The organism is Dyella flagellata (assembly GCF_030160275.1).
Classification (GTDB): Bacteria; Pseudomonadota; Gammaproteobacteria; order Xanthomonadales; family Rhodanobacteraceae; genus Dyella_B; species Dyella_B flagellata.
Genome location: NZ_BSOA01000035.1, coordinates 1 through 23,841, shown reverse-complemented (window position 1 = coordinate 23,841; position 23,841 = coordinate 1). Strand labels below are relative to the sequence as shown.

The 23,841-nt window shown below is 61.6% G+C and carries 1 protein-coding gene (only partly in view); it reads left to right on the top strand.

All coding sequences use genetic code 11. The features are described from left to right. Positions 1-23,841: part of a CARDB domain-containing protein coding region (locus QQJ96_RS15425; RefSeq protein WP_284332909.1), annotated on the top strand (this coding region is incomplete at its 3' end). 10,778 nt of the annotated region lie to the left of the window's left edge; the window shows 23,841 of its 34,619 annotated nt.

Genomic DNA, 23,841 nt, shown 5'->3' with positions numbered 1-23,841 from the left:
GTTGGGGGGCAGCAGCACCGGTACCAACAGCTATGGCCAGGCGCCCAACTGGACCCTGTTCGATCCGCAAGGCCGCGTCGTGCTCAGCACGCGCAGCATGGGCTACGAAGCATGGCAAGGATCGCCCACGTACTACGTGGGCCAGGGCTACCCGGTCAACCTGGGTACGCTGGCGGATGGCGGCCGCTACACCCTGGTAGTCGACTACCCGAGCCCCGGGACCAACGCGATACCCAATCTCTCCTTCAATGTGATCCAGGTGCAGGACCCGCCGACGGTCGTGCTCAACTCCCTGGTCGCCACGCCCGCCCCGGCGCTTGCCGCAAGTTCGGTGGCGGTGACCCCCAGCAGTGGCCTGCAAACCGGCCAGACCGTCACCGTGCAATGGGTGGATACCAACCAGGGCACGCTGCCGACCAGCGGCAACTGGAACGACCGCATCATCGTGCGCAATACCGCCACCGGGGCGATCGTCGCCGATGTCACCGTGCCGTATGACGCCAGTGCCACCGGCAATGGCGCGTTGAACGTCAACGATGCGCGCAACCGACAGCAGCAAATTCGCCTGCCGGACGGCAATCTCTCCGCCGGTACGCTGAGCGTGACGGTGATCGCCGATTCGGACAACATTTTCAAGGAAATCAGCAGCACCGCCGCCACCACCCAGATCAACGTGGCGCTGGCGCCGTATCCCGATCTGCAGGTGCAGAACTTCACGCTGCAACCGGCGAGCAACTTCCAGCCGGGGCAGACCGTCACCGCAACCTGGACCACGACCAACAACGGCACCGCCAGCGTCACCCTGCCATGGAGTGAAACGCTGCAGGTCACCAACACTACCACCGGCAACGTCGTTGCCACGGTCACGTTGCGTGATACGCAAGGCACGCTCGCCGCAGGCGGCAGCCGCACGCGCACGACCACCTTCACCTGGCCCGATGGTGTCGATGCCGCCGGCAATTTCGCGATCAAGGTGGTCGCCGACAGCCTCAATGAAATCGCCGAGGCCAATCCGGTCAAGACCGACAACACCGCCGAGATCGACCAGGCGGTCGGCCCCGCGCTGCAAGTAAAGAACCTGCAAGTCGCCAGCACCACGATCCAGGCAGGTGGCCTGGTCACCATTACCTGGGAAGACTGGAATATGGGCGGCAGCGCCACCGGCGCTGCATTCAATGACCGTATCCAGGTAACACGCGCCGACTCTGGGCTGGTGCTGCTCAATACCAGCCTGGTGTACGACCCCACGGCGATCACCAATGGCCAAGCCAACGGCTCGATCGCTGCAGGCGATCATCGCCTGCGCAGCTTCACCTTCCGTTTGCCCGACGGCCTGGTCGGCGCCGGCAATCTCGGCATCACCGTAACCGCCGATAGCAACGCAGCCGGCGTGCAGCAGCTGTTCGAAACCAGTGTGCAGAATGGCACGCAGACGGCTTCAGTAGTCTCGGCCACTACGCCCTACGCGGATCTGAAGATCGGTAACGTCAGCGTGCCGGCGACAGGCATCGGCGGCCAGCCGGTGACGATCAGTTGGACGGTGACCAACAGCGGCCACGCCTCCACCAGCGATGCTTGGAGCGATGCGATCATGCTCGGCACCAGCGCTACGCCGAGCAGCAATGACGTCGTGATCGGCACCGTGCGTCATAGCGGCGCACTCGCGGTCGGCCAAGGCTATACGCAGACAGCGGCAGTGAATCTGCCGATGCTCAATGACGGCCACTATTACATCTACGTCGTCAGCGATTCGAACAACGAAGTGCTGGAACCGGACACGCGTGCCGACAGCACCAGCGCCGCCAATCCGATCGCCGTGGCAGCCGCGTATTCCGATCTCAGCATCACGGCGGTGAATGCGCCCACCAGCGTCAATAGCGGCGACAGCATCAACGTAAGCTGGACGGTGACCAATACCGGTAATGCGCCCACCAGCTCGCCACTGTGGAACGATCGCATCGTACTGGCCAAGAGCAGCACGCCCTCGCCCGACGACATCGTGTTGGCCGGCGCCGTCACGCATACCGGCGTACTCGCCAATGGCAGCAGCTACACCGGGACTGCGACGCTCAGCTTGCCACGCGATCTGACTGGCGATTACTACATCCTGGTCTACAGCAACAGCGATGGCTCGGTGGTTGAAAACGGCCATACCGCCGACAACCTGCTCGCCAGTAGCCTGATGAATATCGCGCTAGCACCGGTACCGAACCTTACTGTCACCAGTGTCTCAGGCCCGGCCGCGGTGCGGCCGGGCGATGCGATCACACTGACCTATACCGCCAACAATACCGGCAACGCCGCCACCACCGGCGCGTGGCGTGACCGTGTGTACCTGCAGGCGAGCAATGGCCAGTTGATCGAAGTCGCCAACCAGCTTTACACCGACGGCATCGCCGCCAATGCGAGCGTCAACCGCAGCATCAGCTTTACCCTGCCTTCGGATTTCGCCGAAGGCAGTTACACATGGGTGGTGCGCGCCAATGCTGACGGCAGCATTTACGAACGCGGCGGCACCGATCACAACATCGGGACCGGCAACGCCGTAACGGTGGCCAAGCCGTATCTGGCGGTGAGCAATGTGACCGGCCCGGCCACGTTGCAATCGGGCAGCAACTTGCACGTGCAATGGACGGTCACCAACAACGGCGCCAATGCCACTGGCAACTGGGTCGATAGCGTGTATCTGGTGCATAACGGCCAGACCACCAAGCTGGCGGACGTAGCACAAAATGGCCCGCTGGCTTCTGGCGCTAGCTACACCGCCTCGTACGACTATCAGTTGCCGCTGGATGCCAGTGGCGAATACGACGTACTGGTGGTCGCCGACGCCAACCACGTCCTCAACGAACACGCCTACGACAAAAACAGCGCGCAAGCGGTCACGCAAGTGCAGTTGGCACCCTATGCGGATCTTGCTGTCAGTGCCGTCACGGCGCCGACGCAATTGATTGCCGACCCCGCCTCCATGGACGTGAGCTGGACGGTAACCAACACCGGCACTGGCGCCGGCAACAGCACGCATTGGGTCGACCGCGTGGTGCTAACCACGCATGACGCGCCCGGCAACAGCGATGACCTCGTCCTGGGCGAGGTCTCGCACAACGGCGCCCTGGCGCAAGGCGCCAGCTATACCGGCCAGCTGCACGTGATGCTGCCACCTGGCATGAGTGGCCGCTACAAGCTGTTCGTGATCAGCGATGCCTACAGCCAGGTGTTCCAGGACGGTCTGACCGCCGTCAACACCGCGCAGGCCTCGCACACCGTCGACGTGATGCCCAAGCCCTACGCCGATCTGCAAGTGCAGTCGTTGACCACCCAAGGCAGCGCCAGCAGCGGCCAGCCGCTGACGGTGAACTGGTCGGTGATCAACAACGGCATCGGCATTACCGACAGCACGCAGTGGTCCGACCAGGTGTGGCTGAGCAGCGATCCTGCCGGCAACAACATGATCGCGATGCTCGGCAACGCCGATCACCTCGGCCAGTTGTCCGCGGGCAGCACGTATGCGCGCAGCATCACCGTGATAGTGCCCAACGGCCTGCAAGGCACTTACTACGTCAACGTGCGCGCCGCCAATTCCGGCCTGCCTTACGAATTCATTTACGGCCAGGACAACGTCGCTCATGTGGCGGTGCCGGTCACGCTGTCGCCCTCGCCCGACCTGGCGGTGCAATCGATCACCATCCCGGCACAAGCCACCGAAGGCTCGCTGATCGACGTAAGCTGGACAGTCAAGAACCAGGGCCAGGCGCCCGCCACCGGTCCCTGGAACGACGATCTGAAGCTGGTGCCGGTCGACGGCAATGGGCCGACCTATGATCTGGGCAGCTTTGCCTACGATCAGACCCTGGCGCCGGGCATCACCTATTCGCACGACAAGCAGGTGCGCCTGCCCACGCATATCCAGGGTGCTTATCGCATTGAAGTAGTCGCCAATGTGGACGGTGCGGTGTATGAAGATCCGTCCGTGCGCAGCGACGCCACAATGATCAGCAGTACCGCTTGCACCGTCGTGCTGCAACCGCGCCCGGACCTGATCGTCAGCAACGTCATCCTGCCCGACCACGTCACGGCCGGCACCAGCGTCGGCATCCAATATACGATCCAAAACACCGGCAGCGTAGCCGCGACAGGCCAATGGCAGGACAAGGTGTACCTGTCGCAAAGCGGCCAGCTCGACGCCACCGCAACATTGGTCGGCACGTTCGACAACACCAGCGCGCTGGGCAGTACTGAGAGCTACAGCAACACCACCGCCAGCATCAATGTGCCGATCACCTATAGCGGTGATTACTACTTGATCGTGGTGGCGAACGGCAACTACACCGTCGACACCTTCCCCAATCAGGCCAACAACACCAAGGCGGCGCATTTCTACGTCGATGCAGTGCCGTTCGCGGACCTGGTCACCAGCGATGTCGTAGCACCCGACCAGGCAGTACACGGGGCCAGCGTCAACGTCAGCTACCAGGTAACCAACCTGGGCAGTGCGCCCACCAGTGGGCTCACGGCAGACGTGAACAGCTGGACCGATACCGTATGGCTGGCCAAGGATCCAACCCGCCCCGGCGCCAACAAGGGCGACGTGCTGCTGGGCTCCACCGTGCACACTGGCAACCTCAACGTCGGCGACAGCTACCTGGGCAACATGCAGGTGACCATTCCCGACAACACGCTCAGCGGCCAGTACTACATCACCGTCTGGAGCAACAGCTACGGCACCATCCTGCAGAAAGAGCTGGCCAAAAACATCAATCCGGACGATCCCACCCAGATCAACAACGATAACTACAAGGGCCGCGCGATCAGCGTACTGGGTATCACGCCGCCCGATCTGGAAGTGACGCAGGTGAGTGCGCCGACCAGCACCGATGCCGGCGGCAACCTGAGTTTCAGCTACACCGTGCAGAACCAGGGTGATGCGTTTACCGGCAACTGGGTCGACACCGTCTACGTGGCCGACAATCCGGACATCACCAAGGCCACCAAGGTGTGGAAGCTTGGCGACTACAACCAGAGCAATACGCTCAACAATGGCCAGAGCTATACCGTCAACCAGACGTTGCAGCTGGCGCCGGATATCAGTGGCCTGTACGTGATTGTGCAGACCGACAGCAACGCGTGGACACACGCGCCCGAAGCGTGGCGCACGCGCGAAAAAGCCGTGGCCAGCACCGTCACTGCACACCCGGCGAACCTGCAAGTCACCGCCGTGCAATGCCAGCCGCAGAACTACTCCGGCGAACTCACGTCGATCAGCTGGACGGTCACCAACCAGGGCGACACGGTATGGCCGGGTAGCAATGGCTGGGTGGATTCGGTGTACATCAGCACCGATCCCACCTTCATTCCCAGCCGTGCCACCGCCCTCGGCGCTTTCACGCATTACAACACCAACGGTCTTGCCGCAGGCGCCAGCTACACGGCAACCGCCAACGTGCAACTGCCGCCAGGTACCAGTGGCACGTATTACATCTATGTGATCGCCGATAGCGATTACTACTCCGACAATGGGCTGCTGAACCCGTCGCCCAAGAACACACCGCATACCGACGACCTCAACGGCGGCGACAACACCAACGAGCTGAACTACTACAGTCGCCATGCGTATGAAGGCGGCAACACCACGGGCCGTATCGGCAGCGGCTCGTTGAACATCACCTACCGCGAACCCGACCTGCAGATCCAGAACGTCAGCATTTCCAATCCCACGCCGAACTCGGGCGACCTGGTGACGCTCACCTGGACCGTCAAGAACACCGGCACACGTGCCACCCGCACGACGAGCTGGAACGACGGCGTGTACCTGTCGCCGGATGGCTCGCTGGAAGCGGGTGACTACCCGCTGATCGAAGGCTCGCTGTACAACAACCCGGGCCGTGTGCAGGCTGTCTCGATCACCGACGCCAATGGCAACCCGGCCTATCTGCAACCGGGTCAAACCTACACCGAAACGGCCTCCTTCCATATTCCGCAGTCGATCGGCGGCAAGTTCTACGTGGTCGTCAAGACTGACACCACCACGGTGAAGGATTGGCAATATCTCTCGCCGAGTGTGATCCGCGAAGGGCTAGACGTCGTCACCGGCAGCGGCCCCGGTGCCGTGCCGGTGTATGAAGGCACCGGCGTCAACCGCATTACGTCGATCCCGATCACCGTCACACAGGTGACACCGCCCTACCTGCAAGTCACCACCGTCACCGCACCGCAAGCAGTCACTGCCGGCCAGAGCTTCACCGTCAATTACCACGTCGACAACAACGGCGGCGCCACGCCGGATGACCAGAGCCAGTGGTACGACATGGTGTATCTGTCGCGCGATCGCACGCTGGATCTGCAGCACGATACCTATCTGGCCTATTTGAGCCACACGGGCGGTCTCGCCGCAGGCGCCGGCTATGACGGGCAGTTCACCGTGACCGCACCGAAGGGCCTGGATGGCCCGTACTACGTGTTCGTGGTCACCGACCCTGCCAACGTGTTCGGCAGCGGACCGGACGGCCATGTGCTGGAATTCCGCGTCGACAAGAACAACGAAACCGCCGCCCCGCAGCCGATGCTGATCAATGCGCCGCCGCCGGCCGACCTGGTGGTAGGCAACGTCAGCGTGCCATCGACGGCGAACGTAGGCGACCAAGTCACCGTCACCTACAACGTCACCAACAACTCCACCAACCCGGCCACCGGCAGCTGGACCGATGCGGTGTACCTGTCGCAGGACAACACCTGGAGCGTGGGCGACATCCTGCTCGGCAAGGTGGTGCATAACGGCGACGTGGCTGCCAATGGCAGCTATATCGGTACGCTCACCGCCCAACTGCCGCCGGTGAAGGACGGCAGCTGGCGCATCATCGTGCGCCCGGACATCTACGAAGAAACCGGTACCCCGGAGACGCTGACCGCTTCCGCCGCAACCATCCAGACGCAGGTGCCATCGCTGGCCGTGGCCAGCCCCTTGCAGACCACGCTCTCCAACGGTGACACGAAGCTGTACAAGGTCAGCGTTGCCGCAGGCCAGACGTTGCGCGTCATGCTCAACGCGTTGGAAGCCAGCGGCGACAACGAGCTGTACATCCGCTACGGCGACGTGCCCACTACCTTCGCCTATGACGCGGCCTACAGCAACGCGTCCTCGGGCAACCAGCAAGTGGTGATACCCAGCACGCAAGCCGGCGATTACTACATCCTGGTCCGTTCGCTCAGCGGATCCAACGTACCCAGTACGCTACGCGCTGACCTACTGCCGCTGTCGATCACGCAAGTCACGCCCGACACCGGCGGCGTCAGCGACAACGACCATCGCTGGGTGACCTTGGACATCTATGGCGCCAGCTTCCAACCCGGTGCGATCGTCAAGCTCTCGCGCCCCGGCGTGTTCGAAGCCGAACCTTCGCGTTGGCAGGTGCTCGACGCCACGCATATCCGCGCCATTTTCGACACGCGCAACTTCCCGCTCGGCTTGTACGATGTCACCGTCACCAATCCGGACGGCGAAAGCGTCACCGAAGCGGATCGCTACCTGGTACAGCGTGGCATCGAAGACGATGTGACCATCGGCATCGGCGGCCCACGCACACTCGATCCCGGCGCTGAAGGCACCTATAGCGTTACGCTGCAAAGCCTCACCAATGTCGATACGCCTTACGTGCGCTTCGACATCGGCGCGACGGAAATGGGCTACAACAAGTACCTGCTGGATAGCCTCAACCTGCCGTATGCGGTGTTCGCCTCCAACGTCGGCGGCTCGCCGTTCGGCAATACCGACAACGCACCGGCCAATACGCAGAGCTACGGCCAGACCCCCAGCACGCAGGCGCGTACGGATATTCCGTGGGCCTCGCTGGACGGCACCGAGAACACGTCCGGCTACAACCTCGCCCCCGGCTATGCGTTCGATGTCGCCGACAGCGGCAACGTGGGCATGACCTTCCAGTTGCAGACCTACCCGGGCCTGACCGCCTGGCTGAATCACGATTTCAATGCCTTGCGCGATGCGTTGTACGCCACCCATCCGGACTGGAAGGCGGAAGGCCTGCTCGACAATGGCGTCAGCGATCTGGACAAGATCAGCCAAGGGCTGGCCGAGCGCTTCAATGATCCGAACCAGCGCCCACTCGATGACCTGGAGTCGCTGTCCGAATCGTTCCAGATGAACGTGGTGGGTGCCGCCACCGCGCTCACGCGCGACGAATTCGTTGCCGAACAGACCACCTATGCGCTGAAACTGCGCAGCACGATCCTGGCCGATAAGAACGCGCCCAGTGCCTTGAGCGTGCTCGCTGCCGATGCTTCGCAATGGGTGAACGGTTACCTGGCTGCGCTGGAGCAGGCCGGCATGCTGCAACCAGCCGACCAGGCGCCGCCGATCAGCACCAACCCGCAAGTGGTCAGCCTCAACGCCACATTGGCAGCCGGTATCCTGCTGTCCAACGGTGGCGATACGTATCGCACGCAAGCCGACATTGCCGGTTTCTTCAGCAAGGTGCAGCAGTGGTATGGCAATACTGCCAGCTATGCCGGTGATCCGAATGCAGACAAGGATGCGATCGACCATTACGAAACGCGCACCGATCAATATGGCGACACGATCGAAGTGCCGGTGCCCAAGCTCGCCAACCCGTCCGATTTCGACCAAGGCGTCGGCCGCACGCTGCAGTTCGAGAACTTCCGCATCTTTGTCGGCGACCAGTCCGAACTGGAATACCTGCGTTCGGAAGGCCTGCTCGACCAACAGTTCAATCCGCTGCCCGGCAAGAGCCTGAACCTCGCGCAATACCTGCAGTTAGTGGCGCAGCAAAAGGGTGCCACGCAGTCGGCCATCAGCGTACAGGGTCCGCAAGGCACGGCGGTGGCCAGCGACGGCAGCGTGTATGTGCCGGCTGCCACACCCCTGCCCTACAGCTTCGCCTTCAGCAATCCCGGCACACAAGGTGTCGGCCAGATCCGCATTGTCACCCAGCTCGATCCGAGCCTCGATCCGCGTTCGCTGCGACTGGGCGACCTGAAGATCGGCGACATCAATATCCACGTACCCGCCGACCGCGCGAACTTCCAGGCCGATTTCGACTTCACCGCCAGCAAGGGCTACATCCTGCGCGTGAGCGCCGGCATCGACGAGGCTTCGCACATCGCCACCTGGTTGATCCAGGCGATCGATCCGAACACCGGCGAAGTGATGCAGGACGTCAGCAATGCCCTGCTCGCCCCGGTTGCCGGCCAGAGCGCGGCGCAAGGCGGCTTCGTCAGTTTCACCGTGGCAGCGATGGCTGGTGCCAGCACCGGCGCGAAGATCACCACGCAGGCGCGCATCCTCTTCGATGGCGCCCCGCCGATCGACAGCACGCCAGTGACCACCACGCTCGATGCCGAGGCACCGACCACCACCGTCACGGTCACCTCGCAAGGCAACAACGCGCAAGGTGCACCGACCTACGACGTGAAGTGGAACGCGCAGAGCGATGCCAGCGGCATTCGTTTCGTCACGGTCTACGTGGCCACCAACGGCGGCGACTTCCAGATCTGGCAGCGCCAGGTCGACCCCAGCACCACCGAGGCGGTGTTCACGGGTGTTGCTGGCAATCAATACGAGTTCCTGGCCGTCGCCACCGACAATGCCGGCAATCGCGAAGCTGCGAATGTCACCAACGCCGTACTGCCGGATGACGGCGCACGCCAGGCGGTGCTGGATGGCCTCGGCGTGACACCGACGCTGGATCAGACCGCACAAACACCGCAAGCGCCACAGGACCGCACGTACAACAGCAACGCGCTGTTCCAACAGGCCACTCAGCTGCTGCCAGGCAATGTCGCCAGCAACAACCCAGGCGATCTCACCAGCGTGCTGGCACCGTTCAGCACCCGCAACCTGGCCGATGGCTTCAGCACCAGCGAAGGCGATATCGGCGCGATGGCCCTGGTGCAAATGCCGGATGGATCACTGCTGGTCAGCGCAGGCACGGAGCGAAACGCCGTGTACCGCTACTCCGCCAAGGATGGCGGCCACAGCACGACGCCACTCTTTACACTGGATCAACCGGTGCTGGACATGGCCGTCGATAGCCTGGGTCAGTTGTGGGTCATGACCGGCAATGAGTTGCTGCAAGTGGACCCGAACAGCGGCGCCGTGCTGCGCAGTCTGCAAGGCCCGAGCAACCAGCCGCTGACGCATGCCTTGGCGATTCAACCGGGCACCGGCGACATCTATGTCTCCGATGGCAGCGGCATCGAGGTGTTCCACCCCAACGTCACCGATCCGACGCAGCAGTGGCAGCACTTCAGCAACACCCGCGTGTCGTCCCTGGCCTTCGGCCCGGATGGCCGGCTGTGGGGTGTGCAATGGAGCGGCAGCAACATCACCGCGGCCGACCCGAATGGCGCGACGAACATCATCAGCTTCCCGATGAGCGGCGCCGACATCGGCCGCGCCGAACTGGAATACACCATCAACGGTGTGGTCGACCACATCGCGTTCGGCCAGGCCGGCTCCTTGCTGGACGGCCTGCTGATTGCTACCGGCGGCCTGAACCAGCACGTGGAGATCAACGGCATCACTGACAGCACGCACGGCTCCGCCGTGTGGATGATCGAGCTGCAATCGCGCCGTGTGCTGCAAGTGGCCAGCGGTGGTACGCAAGGCGAAGGTGTGATCACCACCGCCGACGGCCGCATCCTGGTCGCGCAGACCAATAGCGTCGACGAAATCGCCCCCGCGCACGCACCGAAGGTGATCGCCACCAGCGTGCCGGATGGTGCACTGGTACCGCTGCCGCTCAACCAGATTGCGGTGCAGTTCGACCAGGACATGTGGCTGGGCAGCGATCCGCAATCGGCGCTGACCGATGGCTCGTCCGTGCTTGATCCGTCCAACTACGTGCTGCAATCCAGCGATGCCGGCGCCCAGGCGATCTCGCCCACGGCGGTCCGCTGGGATGCCGCCACGCACACCGCGTATCTCGATGTCAGCGGCCTGCCCGCCGGTCATTACCAACTGACCATCAGCGGCAACCTGCGCAGCGCGACTCAGCTGCGCATCGGCCAGGACAGCATCACTAGCTTTACCGCCTTGCTCGATATGAGCGCGCACGTGCAATTGCAGTTCAGCAATACCCGTGCCGATGACAGCACCGGTGCCGTGAGCTACGACGTGAGCGTGACCAATACCGGCACGGATGACCTGCATGGCCCGTTGATGCTGCTGCTCGACCCGGGCAGCTACTTCAACGACAGCATCACCGGCGCCACCCAGGGCAACGGCGATCAATCGGACCTGTGGGTGCTGGATCTCACCCACAGCCTCACCAACGGCACGCTGGCCGCGGGTGCGACGCTCGCCAATCAAACCGTCACGGTAGTGCCGGCCAGCAACTTTGGTGCTGGCGGATTGGCTGACTTGGCCAAATTCAACCTGGGTCAAGGCATCTATGCGGTACCCACGCCGGATCTGCCCCCCTCGGTCACGCCGGTCAACGCGAACACCGACACGCCCTATAGCTTCACGCAGCCGGCGACGATCGGGCAGGCATGGACCGCTCAGGTCGAAGCGGTGGACAACAACAGCAGTGCGATCTACTGGCAAGTGGTACAGGCACCGGCTGGCTTTACACTGACTCCGCCAGCCAGCGTCACGGTCGATGCCAACGGCCAGCACCATGCCGTTGCAACCTTGAGCTGGACACCCACAGCGAACGCAGACGCGGACAGTGTCGTGGTGTTGCGCATCGTGAATGCCAGCGGCAGCGTCACTTTGCAGACCCTGCACATTCCCGTGAGCAACGGCAATCATGCGCCGACTATCGCACCGCAGGGCACCGTATCGTTGTTCGAAGGGCAGCCACTGTCGCTGCCGCTGGTCGCCTCGGATGCCGATGGCGACCCGCTTACGATCAGTGTCTCCAATTTGCCGGCCGGGGCCAGCTTCGACGCAAGCAACGGAACCCTCAACTGGACACCGAATTACGAACAGGCCGGTGTCTACAAGAACGTCACCATCACTGTCAGCGACGGCAAGACCATCGTCCACGAAAGCTTCGACATCGTGGTCGCTCCGGCATGGCCGCGTCCGGTGCTCGCTCCTATCGCGGCGCAAACGCTGCGTGAAGGTGATGCATTCGGCCTGCAGCTAGCTGGCAGCGTCCCTGGCGGCCTGAAGCATGCCGACGGCAGTACGGTAAGCCTGAGCTACAGCGTGTCAAACATGCCTGGCGGCATGACGATCAACAGCGACACGGGTTGGTTGAGCTGGACCCCGGACTATGCACAGGAAGGGACACTTTCCGTGCAGGTGAACCTGATCGCCACCTTCACCCAGCCGGATGGAAGCACCGTCACCACCACGACGCAGCAAACGCTACAGCTGACCGTACTGCACGCCAATGGCGCCCTGCACTTTGATGACAGCCTGGGCAAGCCTTGGACCACCCTGGAAGGTCAACCGCTGAACATCAGCGTATTCGCCTTCGACCCCAATAATCCCCAATTCGAACCCGAACAGCGCCCTGTGGCCGGCGGCCCGGCGACTGATCCGAACAACGGCAGTATTCCGGCAACGGTCAGTTACCAGGTTAGTGGCCTGCCGCAAGGCGCGACCTTCGATCCGGATACCTTGCAAATCAATTGGACGCCTGGTTACAGCCAGGCCGGCGAATACAACATCACCGTGGTTGCAAGCAAGGCAGGCGATACGGCCGCCACGCCGATCACCAGCACCGTGGTGATTCCGATCACCGTGGTGAAGGTGAATCGTGCGCCCACCATCGCTGCGATCGCCGATGCCACCGTTGCGAAGGGCAACACGCTGGATATTCCAGTCGATATCGCCGCCGATATCGGCGATAGCGTAAAGGTGACGATCGACGGTCTGCCGCGTTTCGCGACGTTCACGCAAAACCCGCCCGATGCGAATGGCCACATCACTGGCACGCTGCATTTCGCGCCAGGTGACAACGATCGCGGCGATTACACCATTACGCTGACAGCACAGAACACCGCTAACGGAACGGCGGCGTCGCAACGCTTCGTGCTCACGGCGACGAGTCTTACCGAACCGCCGGTATTCACCCTGCCGCAGCAGATCGTGGCGATCATCGGCCAGCCGCTCAGCTTGCCGATCAACATTACCGATGCGGATCAGGATGGGTTGAGCCTCTCCAGCAACGGTCTACCGGTCGACGCCAAGCTCACCATGGGCACGCAATATGGCCAGGCGCTGCTGAGCTGGACACCCACCGCCAACGACGTCGGTCCGCACGACATCGCCATCACTGTGACCGACAGCGGTCTGCCGCCGCAGAACCAGGGTTACGTCAATCCGGCCAATCCGGTGCCCAACGTGGTGACGCACACGATCCACGTGGTCGTCGTGGCCAGCGATACACCGCCGCAATTGCTCGGTATCCAGGTCAACGGCCAGACGGTTAACGACACCGGCAACGCCACCACCCCGGTAGTGATCAATACCAGCGAGGGCAACCCCGTTTCGGTGGGTCTATTCGCCAATGATGCCGCCGGCAACCTGATCAACTGGACTGCCACCGGCCTGCCGCAAGGCATGAGCCTGAACGTGCCTGCGGCCTCCAACGGCAACCAGGCCACGCTCAGCTGGACGCCGGACATGTTCGCGTCCAAGACCAACAACGGCGTCTATACCGTCACGGTCACCGGCAGCGATGGCGCGATGAGCTTTACGCGCACGCTCCAGGTGAATGTCGCGCATGTGTCACAGGCGCCGCAGATTCTGCCACTGCCCATGCAACTCGTGAGCGAGGGCAACACCCTCTCGCTCAGCCTGCATAGCGTCGACGCCGACGGCAACCCCGTGCACATGAGCCTGGTGTACGACGCCAACACACCACCCGGCATCAGCTTCGATGGCAACACAGGCTACTTCGAATGGACGCCGGACTACGGCACGGTAGACAAGGCGACTAGCCCGACCAAGGATTTCACCTTCACCTTCCAAGCCACGGACGGCACTCTCACCAGCACGCAAACGGTGCAAGTACGCGTTCTTGGCGTATACCGCGCACCAAACTTGTCGGTGAGCAGCCACGCGGTGGTGGTGGGTCAAACGCTCAGCCTGCCGATCCAGCTCGGCGGCACCGATACGCAGCAAGGCATCTACGCCAGCGATCCGGATGGCGATGCGCTTACGCAAGCGCTGGCAGTGAGCTTTACCAACCTGCCGCAAGGAGCCAGCTACGACACCAGCAAGCACCAGCTGAACTGGACGCCCGGCCCGGGCCAGGTGGGTGACTTCGTGATCACCGCCAATGTCGACGATGGCCATGGCAACGTCGTGCAGCACAGCTTCACCGTGCGTGTGGTCGCCGATGCCTCGGCCAATGCACCGAAGATCCTGGTCGACAGCGTACCCAGCACGCCAGCCCTGCCCGGCCAGGACATCATGGTTACCGTGCGTGCGCAAAGCTTCAGCGCCATCACCGGTCTTGCCGTGCAAATCCGCGGCACTGGCCTGGGCAGCGACCAGTGGCAGACCGTTGCCCTCGACAGCAGCGGCCGCGTCCACCTCACAGCCACACAGCCTGGCACCATCGATGTCCGTGTGACGGCGACGGATGCCGACGGCTTCAGCGCCACGCAGGACAGCTCCCTGCTGATCAAGGACCCGAGCGCACTCGCGCCCGTGGTTGCGTGGAGCGGCGCGCTCAGTGGTGCCACACTCGATAGCAAGCCAGTCGAGATCGACACACTGACCAGCCTGCAGGCCAACCTGCAGGAACTGCAACTGATGGGGTATCGCATCGAGATTGCCCCGAACGGCAGCGACTACTGGCAAACCTTGGGCCAGCAAAGCTACGACGCCAGCGACGTCAACCAGGCAGTGAACTTCGCTTCGCTCGATCCGGAGAGCTTCAGCAACGGGGTGTATCAGCTGCGCTTCACCGCATGGGATCTGCAGGGCCGTACGACCGAGATTGATGCGCGAGTCATCATCAATAGCGCGCAGAAGAATTTCGGCCAGAACAGCGTTGCCGATGCAACCTATCAGCTTGGCGGCCATGCCTTTACGGTCAACCGCAGCTTGGTTGGTAGCACCGGCAACGATTTCGGCAATTGGGCCATCGCTGGCTTTGATACGGGCCTGACCACCGATCAAGCTGCCACCACCAGCAGTGGCGCTACGGCCGCCTGGACCACCGGTAGCCGCGTTTGGCTATCGATCCCGGCCAATCTCGGCAATGCCAATGCGTCGATGCAAAACCTGAGCTTCACCCTGGGCACCGATGCAGTCGCCATGCAAGGCAGCGCCAATGCACCGCTGAGCTACAACGCCGACTTCGGCAGCAACCAGGGCTGGACACTTCAAGCTACCAACGGCAACGCTCTGCAACGCCAGGGCGGCCATCTCTACGACGAGACCACCGGCCTGCCCTGGGTGCCCGATGGCTATGTGCTGACCGCCCCCGATGGCACGCAATACAGCCTCGACGCTTCCGGCAAGATCACCGGCGTCACCTTTACCGATGGCAAGCAATGGCTAGTCTCCGATGCAGGCATCGCCCTGGTCGGCGGCACCGCCAACGACCGCATCGATATCCTGCGCAACGCCAACGGCTACATCGTCCGCATCGGTGGCCCAGTCGATGCCAATGGCGACACCCGCAACATGGTGTATGCCTACGACAGCCAAAACCGCTTGGTCCTGGCGCGTGCCCTCGACGGCAGCACCATGGGCACGCCTTATGGCTACGACAGCAACGGTCAGCTACTGACCGACACCATCACCGCCAATCTGGGCACTGCCGCCAATTGGATGGGCAACAGCACCGCCAACACCTGGAGCGGCGCGCTACAGGCCAACCAGACCACCAGCCTCGCCTTCACCATCCGCGATAGCGAACTGGCTTCGACCATCAAGGTGCCCGGCACTAGCGGTGCGTTGATCGTCGCCATCAGCGCCAGCTTCAGCGATCCGAACAGCACGCTGCAGGTAGTCGGGGGCGACGTGCTCGGCAACACCGTCGTCAACGGTGTACACACCATCCTGGCTCGCGTTACCGATGCCGGCCTGAAACTGCTGCGCCTCACGGGCACTGGCACTGCAACGATCAGTGTCACCATTGCCGGTGACCTCAACCATGATGGCAAGGTCGACGGCAACGACAGCGCGGCATTCGAACAGGATCTCGTCTCGGCGAATCTTGCTGGCGATATCGATGGCGATGGCGTCGTCGATCAAGCCGACCGTCAGATTCTGTACGCCAACTACGACTTCCAAGCCGCGCTTCCGCCGCAGGCTGCTGCGAATCTACCGACTCCGCTGACCCACACCGGCTTGAGCACCACCATCGCGTTGGATCAGCTCGCGACCAGTTACACAGGTGATGCCATCTACTGGCGTGTAACGGGTAGCACCAACGGCAGCGCCAAGTTGAGCGCGGACGGCAAATCGGTCATTTTCATTCCCGCGGCAGGATTTTCCGGCACCGCAAGCGTCACGCTGGCGGCCGATGACGGTTTCAACACCTCGGCACCGATTACCGTCAACATCAACGTCAGCGCTGCGCCGCTGCTCAAGATCGACGCATCCACGCTGGGTTTCGTGGCGCCAGGCACCGGCGAGCAACTGCAACTGATCGGCGATTTTGCCGATCAGACCGGGGTCGCGCTGCCGGCAAGCTATCTGAATTTCAGTTCCAGCAACCCCGCGGTCGCCACGGTGGATGCCAATGGCTTCCTGTACGTGCATGGCGGCGGCAATGCGGTGATCTCCGCCAGCGGTGGCGGACTGAGCGCCTATATGGCGTTGACGTCATCGTCGGACAGCACGGCCCAAGACCTCTACCAAGTGAGCATGGACCAGGACTACAACGTGTACCCAGGTGCTGTCAGCCTGGTGGAAAACCAGGGAACACGTCAGATCCGCATCAATGCCACCGTGGATGGCGACCAGTCCGGTGCCAGCAGCGGCGTGGTCTATTACGTGCAGAACCCGAACGTTGCCACGGTCACAGCAGATGGCCTGATCATGGCCAAGCAAGCCGGCGACACCATCGTGAGCGTGATTACCGGTGGCCTGCAGCGTGATATCGAGGTTCGTGTCGTTGTAGCACCTGCAGCCGGTGCACAAACCATCGATCCGGCTACGGGCGGTGTCGTGAGCGGCGGCAACGGACTGCTCGCCCAGATCGCTCCCGGCTCGCTGAGCACCAGCACCAGCGTTTCGATCACCGCGGTGCAAGCCACGGACCTGCCGATTCCGCCTCCCAACCTGCCAAGCTCGGACTTCATCTATGCCGGCGGCTTCAATCTGCAGCTCGGCAGCACGGAATTGAAGGTACCGGTGCAGCTCGCCATACCCGCCCCGGCCAACGCCACGGCGGGCATGAAGGTTTACATCTACAAGTACACCACCTTCCTCAACGACAAGGGCGTAAGCCAGCCCATGTGGCTAGCTGTCGAAGATGGCGTAGTGGGCAGCGATGGCTTCATCCATACCAGTTCGCCGCCTTATGCCGGCGTCGCCGACTCGGGCTATTACGTCGCCGCGGTGAAGATCAATCCGGAGGATGGCAGCCGCCAGGTTGCACTGGGCATCAAGCCGGAATTGCTGTTCAACCCAGCCGGCATGGTCGGCATGATGGCCAGTGGCCTGGCCGGCACCACCATCGCACTTGATTCCATTGCCATCATGGCCACCCAGGCCATCTCCTGCTATACCTTTGCTTCGGGCGCCACCTACGTAACCCAGGCAACCATTCCGACACACGATCCAAGCACGCCGGTTCTCAGCCTCGACAATCTCATCCCGGACGTACCCGAAGGGCTGCAAGCAGCGCAACCGACCATCACCGATCTCAGCGTCGATCCAACCAGCGGCCAACTCACCATCGACGGCCAGAATTTTGGCGCTGATGTACCTGGCGTACTTTACGGGCCTCTGGTCGTTCGGTTCACATCACCTACCGGTACCTACAAAGACGTCAAGGTCCCGGCCGGGAATTCGGCCAATCAGATCGTCATTGCACCGCCTGCGAACACTCCGGTGGGCGGGATGCAGATCAGCGTGGTGCGTGAAGTCTGGCAACAGACGCTGACACCTAGCGGCGACTCCGAGTTGAGTGAGACCGACCTGGCCAGCAATACGGCCAAGCTCGCTCCACACGATGACCTCACCTTTGCCGCTCAGGCCAACAAGATCCTGATCCTGGAGAACAACCAGGTCATCAAAACCCTTACCGTCGACCAAAACGGCCAGCCCATTAACGTATTGGGCTGGCACACCAATGCTGTCGCCTTCTCCGGCGACAATGCGCGTGCTTACATTGCCGGTTTCAACGGTCTCATCTACGCGGTCGATACTACGACCTTGCAAGTCTTCGATACCTATCAAGTTTCGACGCCGGGCGCTTCCACCGACATCACTTCGCTCGTAGTGGCGGATGACAAGCTTTATGTTGCACTGGGCAGCCGCTATGCCGGTACGAACTCGAACGGCATTTACCAGATCGACGTCGATCCGTCATCGCTGGACTATGACCAGCCCTCCGGGATCATCAAGATCCAGACCGATGCGCTGACGCCAGCACCATGGGGCTTCTATAGCCTGGCGGTGGGCGGTAGCGGACGCTACCTGCTCGCCACGGTCTCCAACCAGGCGTACACGCTATTCCCGCGGGGAGGTGACACTTCACCGGGCAAGGTGTTGATCATCGACCTGCAGGCGCTCGATGAGAACGGCACCTTGCTGGCGAAAGACGATAGCGGCAAGACCAAGACCACGCCTTACCTCGTCGTCGATCAAAGCGACGGCTTCCAAGGTGTCACACCCCTGTTCATCCAGGGCACCTCGGACCCGGACAAATTCATCGTCTCCTGTTCCCGCAGCTTCAACCAAGGCATTCTCACCCTCTCGGTGAGCACGGACGACAAAACGGGTGACCTGGTAAGCGCAAGCGCGAACCCGCTGATCAGCATGTCGGTCCCGAACATGACCTACAACAGCTATTGGCAGAACATCAACGAGGCCCAAGGCATCGTCGTCACGCCGGACCTCAAATATGCGTTCGTCGACGACTACAACCTGGAGAGTCAGAAGCTCGATGGCATGGACCTCGGCGACAACATCGCGTTGGACCACATCGGCGGCAAGATCGGTGTGATCAGGGACCCGTTCGGTACCCCGGTCTACCTGGGTGCGACCAGCCCCATCGACGGCGGCGCGCTAAGCGGCCTTACCGTCACGCCGGATGGCACGACGCTGTATGCGCAGCTGTTCAATGTCGACAACCCGCCCGGCCTGATGCAGTACGACGTCAACACCTTGATCTCGTTGGCGGAAAAGGCGTACGCGAATGGTACCTCGCAGAAGCTGCCGATTGACTACGTGCCGCCCCAGTCGACGCAGAGCCCGGCTGCCACCCTGCTGCCCATCGGCTTCCCCAATGCCCTCGGCAGCCAGCCGTATGTGCCTGAGCTGCAGGACCACAATGTCAGCGGCATCGACAGCTACACCGATCCTACCAAGCTGATCCAGCCTACTTTCACCTGGTCCATCTACGACAAGGACTATCAACCCGGCCAGCCGATCAAGTGCACGATGTATATCAGCGTGTTCGATGAGAACAACGGCTTGTTCCCCAATCCCAACGATCCGTGGGGCAATCTGAGCAGCACCCAGCTGCCCACCGATATCACCTCGCATATGCCGATCGTTGACGGCGATGCCAACCAAGTGGATAGCCACGCAGGTCGCACGCTGCAGATCGAAGTCGATGGAAAATATGTTGACGGCAAACTGGTGTTCACACTGGATACCAGCACGCTCGCCAACTTCGCGCTCACGGCTTCGCAAGACTATTACTGGGGCATCCAGTACCGGTCGCCGGCCGATGGCAGTGTGGCCATCAGCAAGTCCTATAAGTTCACCACGCCGTCCTACCGCGCACCCGCGGGCCAATATGCGTCGATCACCCTGATCACGCATGGCTATCAGCCCGCCATCGAAAAGGGCAGCGCGCAGCAAACCCTGAGCTACAACACCGGGAGAGAGCTGGCACAACGTACTGGGGGCGGCTTGTTCATGTACGACCCGGCTACTGGCATCTGGATGGAATACGACGCCAATCAAGCCAACCTCGATCTCGCCGACCCCTTACACGTGGTACCCGGTGACATTCAAGCCACGGCACTAGCCAATCAGAAGGCGATGCAGGAGTACAAGGCGGAGGGCAAGCCGATCTTCCTGATTTCGGATTGGTACTCCGAGTCCGGCATGACGACTACCGGTTTTACCGAAGCAGCTGCCGACTCGATCTTCGCCAGCCTGTTGCAGATCGGCATTGATGATCTAAAGAACTGCCCCATCCAACTGCTCGCGCACAGTCGCGGCACGGTGGTCAACAGCCTGATTGCCCAGCGTCTCGGCCAGTGGGGTATCAAGCCCCAGAATCTGCAGATGACAGATCTGGACGTGCATGATTTCTACCAGTCCTCCTTGAGCATTGGCCATCTTCACAACACCGATTTTGCCGATCCCAACGTGCTGGACTGGAACAACATCAACTTCCTGGACAACTATTACGAACGGGAAGCCGACGAGAGCGCATTGGTCCATATCAATCCGAACGGTCGGTCTCTCGTCGACAACTCGGAGCAGCCGCAGGTACGCAACGATCTGTCAAACCCCAGCTACCAGGATTGGCTACAAGGCGGCCTCAAGTACCTGATCAGCGATGCCAACATAGACTTCAACCTCACTGGGCTACCCGGCTTCACGGGTTTTCCCAATGGCCTCCTGCAGGGTTTGAAGGCCTTCACGGCGGGCCCCCACGGGCTAGTGCAAGACTGGTACCTAGGTACGGGCGCACTTGATCTCAATGCACCCGTGGTGATGAAAGACGACAAGACCGCTGATGGGCTGCCATTCTGGCGGCAGTTCTCCGATTCGACGGCCTACAACGATGCCTACGTTCTGGATCCGTCGATTCTGAATAACCTACCCTCCGCCTTGTCCGTTGCCTTCGCGGCCGCGGGCTTCAACCCCAATTACCTGCCTTGGTACATCTCGCAGCGGCAGAATATTGCTCGCGCAACGAATCAACCTGTGATGTACACCACACAGCAGGTGATGGACTACAACAGCAACAACTACAACACCTCCAATCCTTACCCCTATTCCGATGTTTCATGGGAGGGCGGTGGCGAGGGCTGGTTCTATTCCATCCTCGGTGGCGGTTCGTCGCTGCGTCCAGCCTTGCTAACCGGTCCCCAGACCCAGCAGATCCCCGATGACTACAACAATTCGGAGCGACCGCTCGTCCAGATACTGCATACCCAAAGCGGCTCGAACCTACAAAGCTTCGAGAACGGCCAGCAGATCACCAACAACGGTTTGCAGGTTTTCAACGGCAGCTTCGAGGAAAGCCGCAATGGCTTCACTGATCGCTTCCTGGAGTCATACGACGTCCCCGGTTGGAGTCTCGACAATGGCGAGCAGCTTACGGGCACCTATGTCGGCAGCCATGACGACCGCGCCAGCCGGACGCAATTCCTTGATCTGCGCACAAACTGGAACCTAAGCGACTTTGTCTACAAATTCGGCAAGGCTTTTGGCAATGCGGGCAACCCGCAAGTTAGCGCCGCCATCAACAATCTGTTCAACCTGATTGCCGGGCAGATTTCACCGCAGCTCAATGCGGCTGTCGCCAGCAATTACGCGAGCATTGTCGCCGATATCGACAGTTCTCCCATCGAGCGTGGCTTTAACAACTCGGCAATTCAGTTCATTGCCCACGGCACGCCGAACTATGTATCCATCGCGACAATGATCGCCAATCTTGTCGCCACTCTCGAATCTTCCGGACTTGAAAGCCAGCTCAAAGCCATCACCCAAAATCTCGGCATGTCAACGAGCGACATACGCGACCGGCTCGGCATTGACCTGACGGGTGACAATTCGTGGGTAGTGATAGGCCTCTCTGGGGAAGTAGGAAAACAGTTGATCGACGAGGCTCAAGCCACGCCCATCACCCTCAGCTTGATTCGCTCGTTGTTCGCGCTGAATTCCGACGGTGACTGGGACCTCAGCTATGCGCTGGGCCAGGGTAATAACTACTCGGTCACGCACAATCGCATGGCCATTCCGCCGACGGCTACTGCGCTTTCGTTCGAAATCACCACGACGGCGACCGATGCCAATTCCAAACTGTTCGTTTACTGGATTCCTCAGGTCAATGGCGGAGACGGCATTGCTAATACCAACGACCCCAATTCCAACGCTATTGACATCAGTGGCGGCGGCATCTCGCTGAAGGATTTTGCTGATGGCAATTTCCATGACTTCTCGCTCTCGGCGATAGCGAGCCAAGGTACCAAACAGGGCCGCCTGGAGTTTGTCGTGAAGCCGGGAGCTGGCGAATCGGCAGCTGTGCTGGGTGACATCGTGCACCTAGACAACGTGCAGTTCGTCGGGACCGCCGCACTACAGGTGAGCGATGCTGCTACGCCGTCCACGACCAGTTCGATTACGCAGGCCGATGTCGACCAGCTTCTGCCTGCGGTGCGTGCAGCCTGGCAAGCGGCCGGTGCGGATCCATCGGTGCTCGCCAATGTGACGGTGTCGGTAGGCAACTTGCAGGGCGGGGATGTGGGCGATACCACCGGTCAACAGATCGTGATGGATGCCAGCGGAGGCGGCCATGGCTGGTTCGTCGATCCCAATCCGACAGGCAACGCCGCTTTCGATGGTCCGCGTGATGGCAATGAATGGACCTGCACCAGCCAATCGCCCGCCTATGGAAAGCTGGACCTGTTCACCGCGATGCTGCACGAGTTCGGTCACGCCTTGGGTCTTGAACATAGCAGCGACCCGCAGGATGTAATGTATGCAACGCTCGATCCCGGTGTGCGCAAGTTGCCGTCTGCTGCCGATCTTTTTGGCTCTACCATCATCACCACGGCTACCAGCGGCGCATCGGCTTCAGGCGATGTCGTGGTGTCCGCTGGCCTGACTCAGGCATTGTCGACGACACAAGTCGTCGCCCAGGCGGCCCCTGCAACCAGCCAGGCCGCCTTTGTGGGCGATTTCTCCAATACCGCCGCCTGGAGTACCGAGGGCAACGTGTCGACCAGCGCGACAGCCGCCACCTTGAGCGACTCGTCAGCCAGCCAGACCCGCATCAATCAGCAATTCCAGTTGGGTGCCCTGGACAAGTTCCTGCGCTTCACCGTGAGCGGCATTGCCCTGCAAAATCCGGGCAATGGCCCTGAAGACGCCTTCCAGGTGGCCTTGCTCGACGCCACCACCGGCACCTCTTTGGCCGGTGCTCTCGACCTCAGCCAGACCGACGCGCTGCTCAACCTGCAAGGCGACGGCAGCTCGCATGTGGCGCAAGGCATCACCGTCATCAACAACGCCGACGGCAGCCGCACGTATATCGTCGACCTGCGCAACGTGCCCACCGGCACGGCGGTGAACCTGTCCTTCGACCTGATTGGCTTTGAGCCCTCGGGCAGCCATGTGACTATCAGCGACGTCGCCACCTTCGCGGTGCCGCACGCCAACGATGCCACCTTCAATGGCCTGGAGAACGGGGCCGTGGCTACCACCATCACCGGTAACGTACTGGTCAACGACACCGACCTCTTTGGTGCCGCACCTAAGCTCGTGACCGGCCCCGCGCATGGCACCCTCACGCTCAATCCCGACGGCAGCTTTGTCTATACGCCGAACTATCTGTTCTACGGCGACGACAGCTTCACCTACCTGCTCGACAATGGTGCTGCGCAGTCCAATACCGCGACCATCCATCTCAGCGTCGCCTACGTCAACCAGCCCCCGACCGCGAAGAATCAATCGCTAAGCTTGCTCGAAGACGG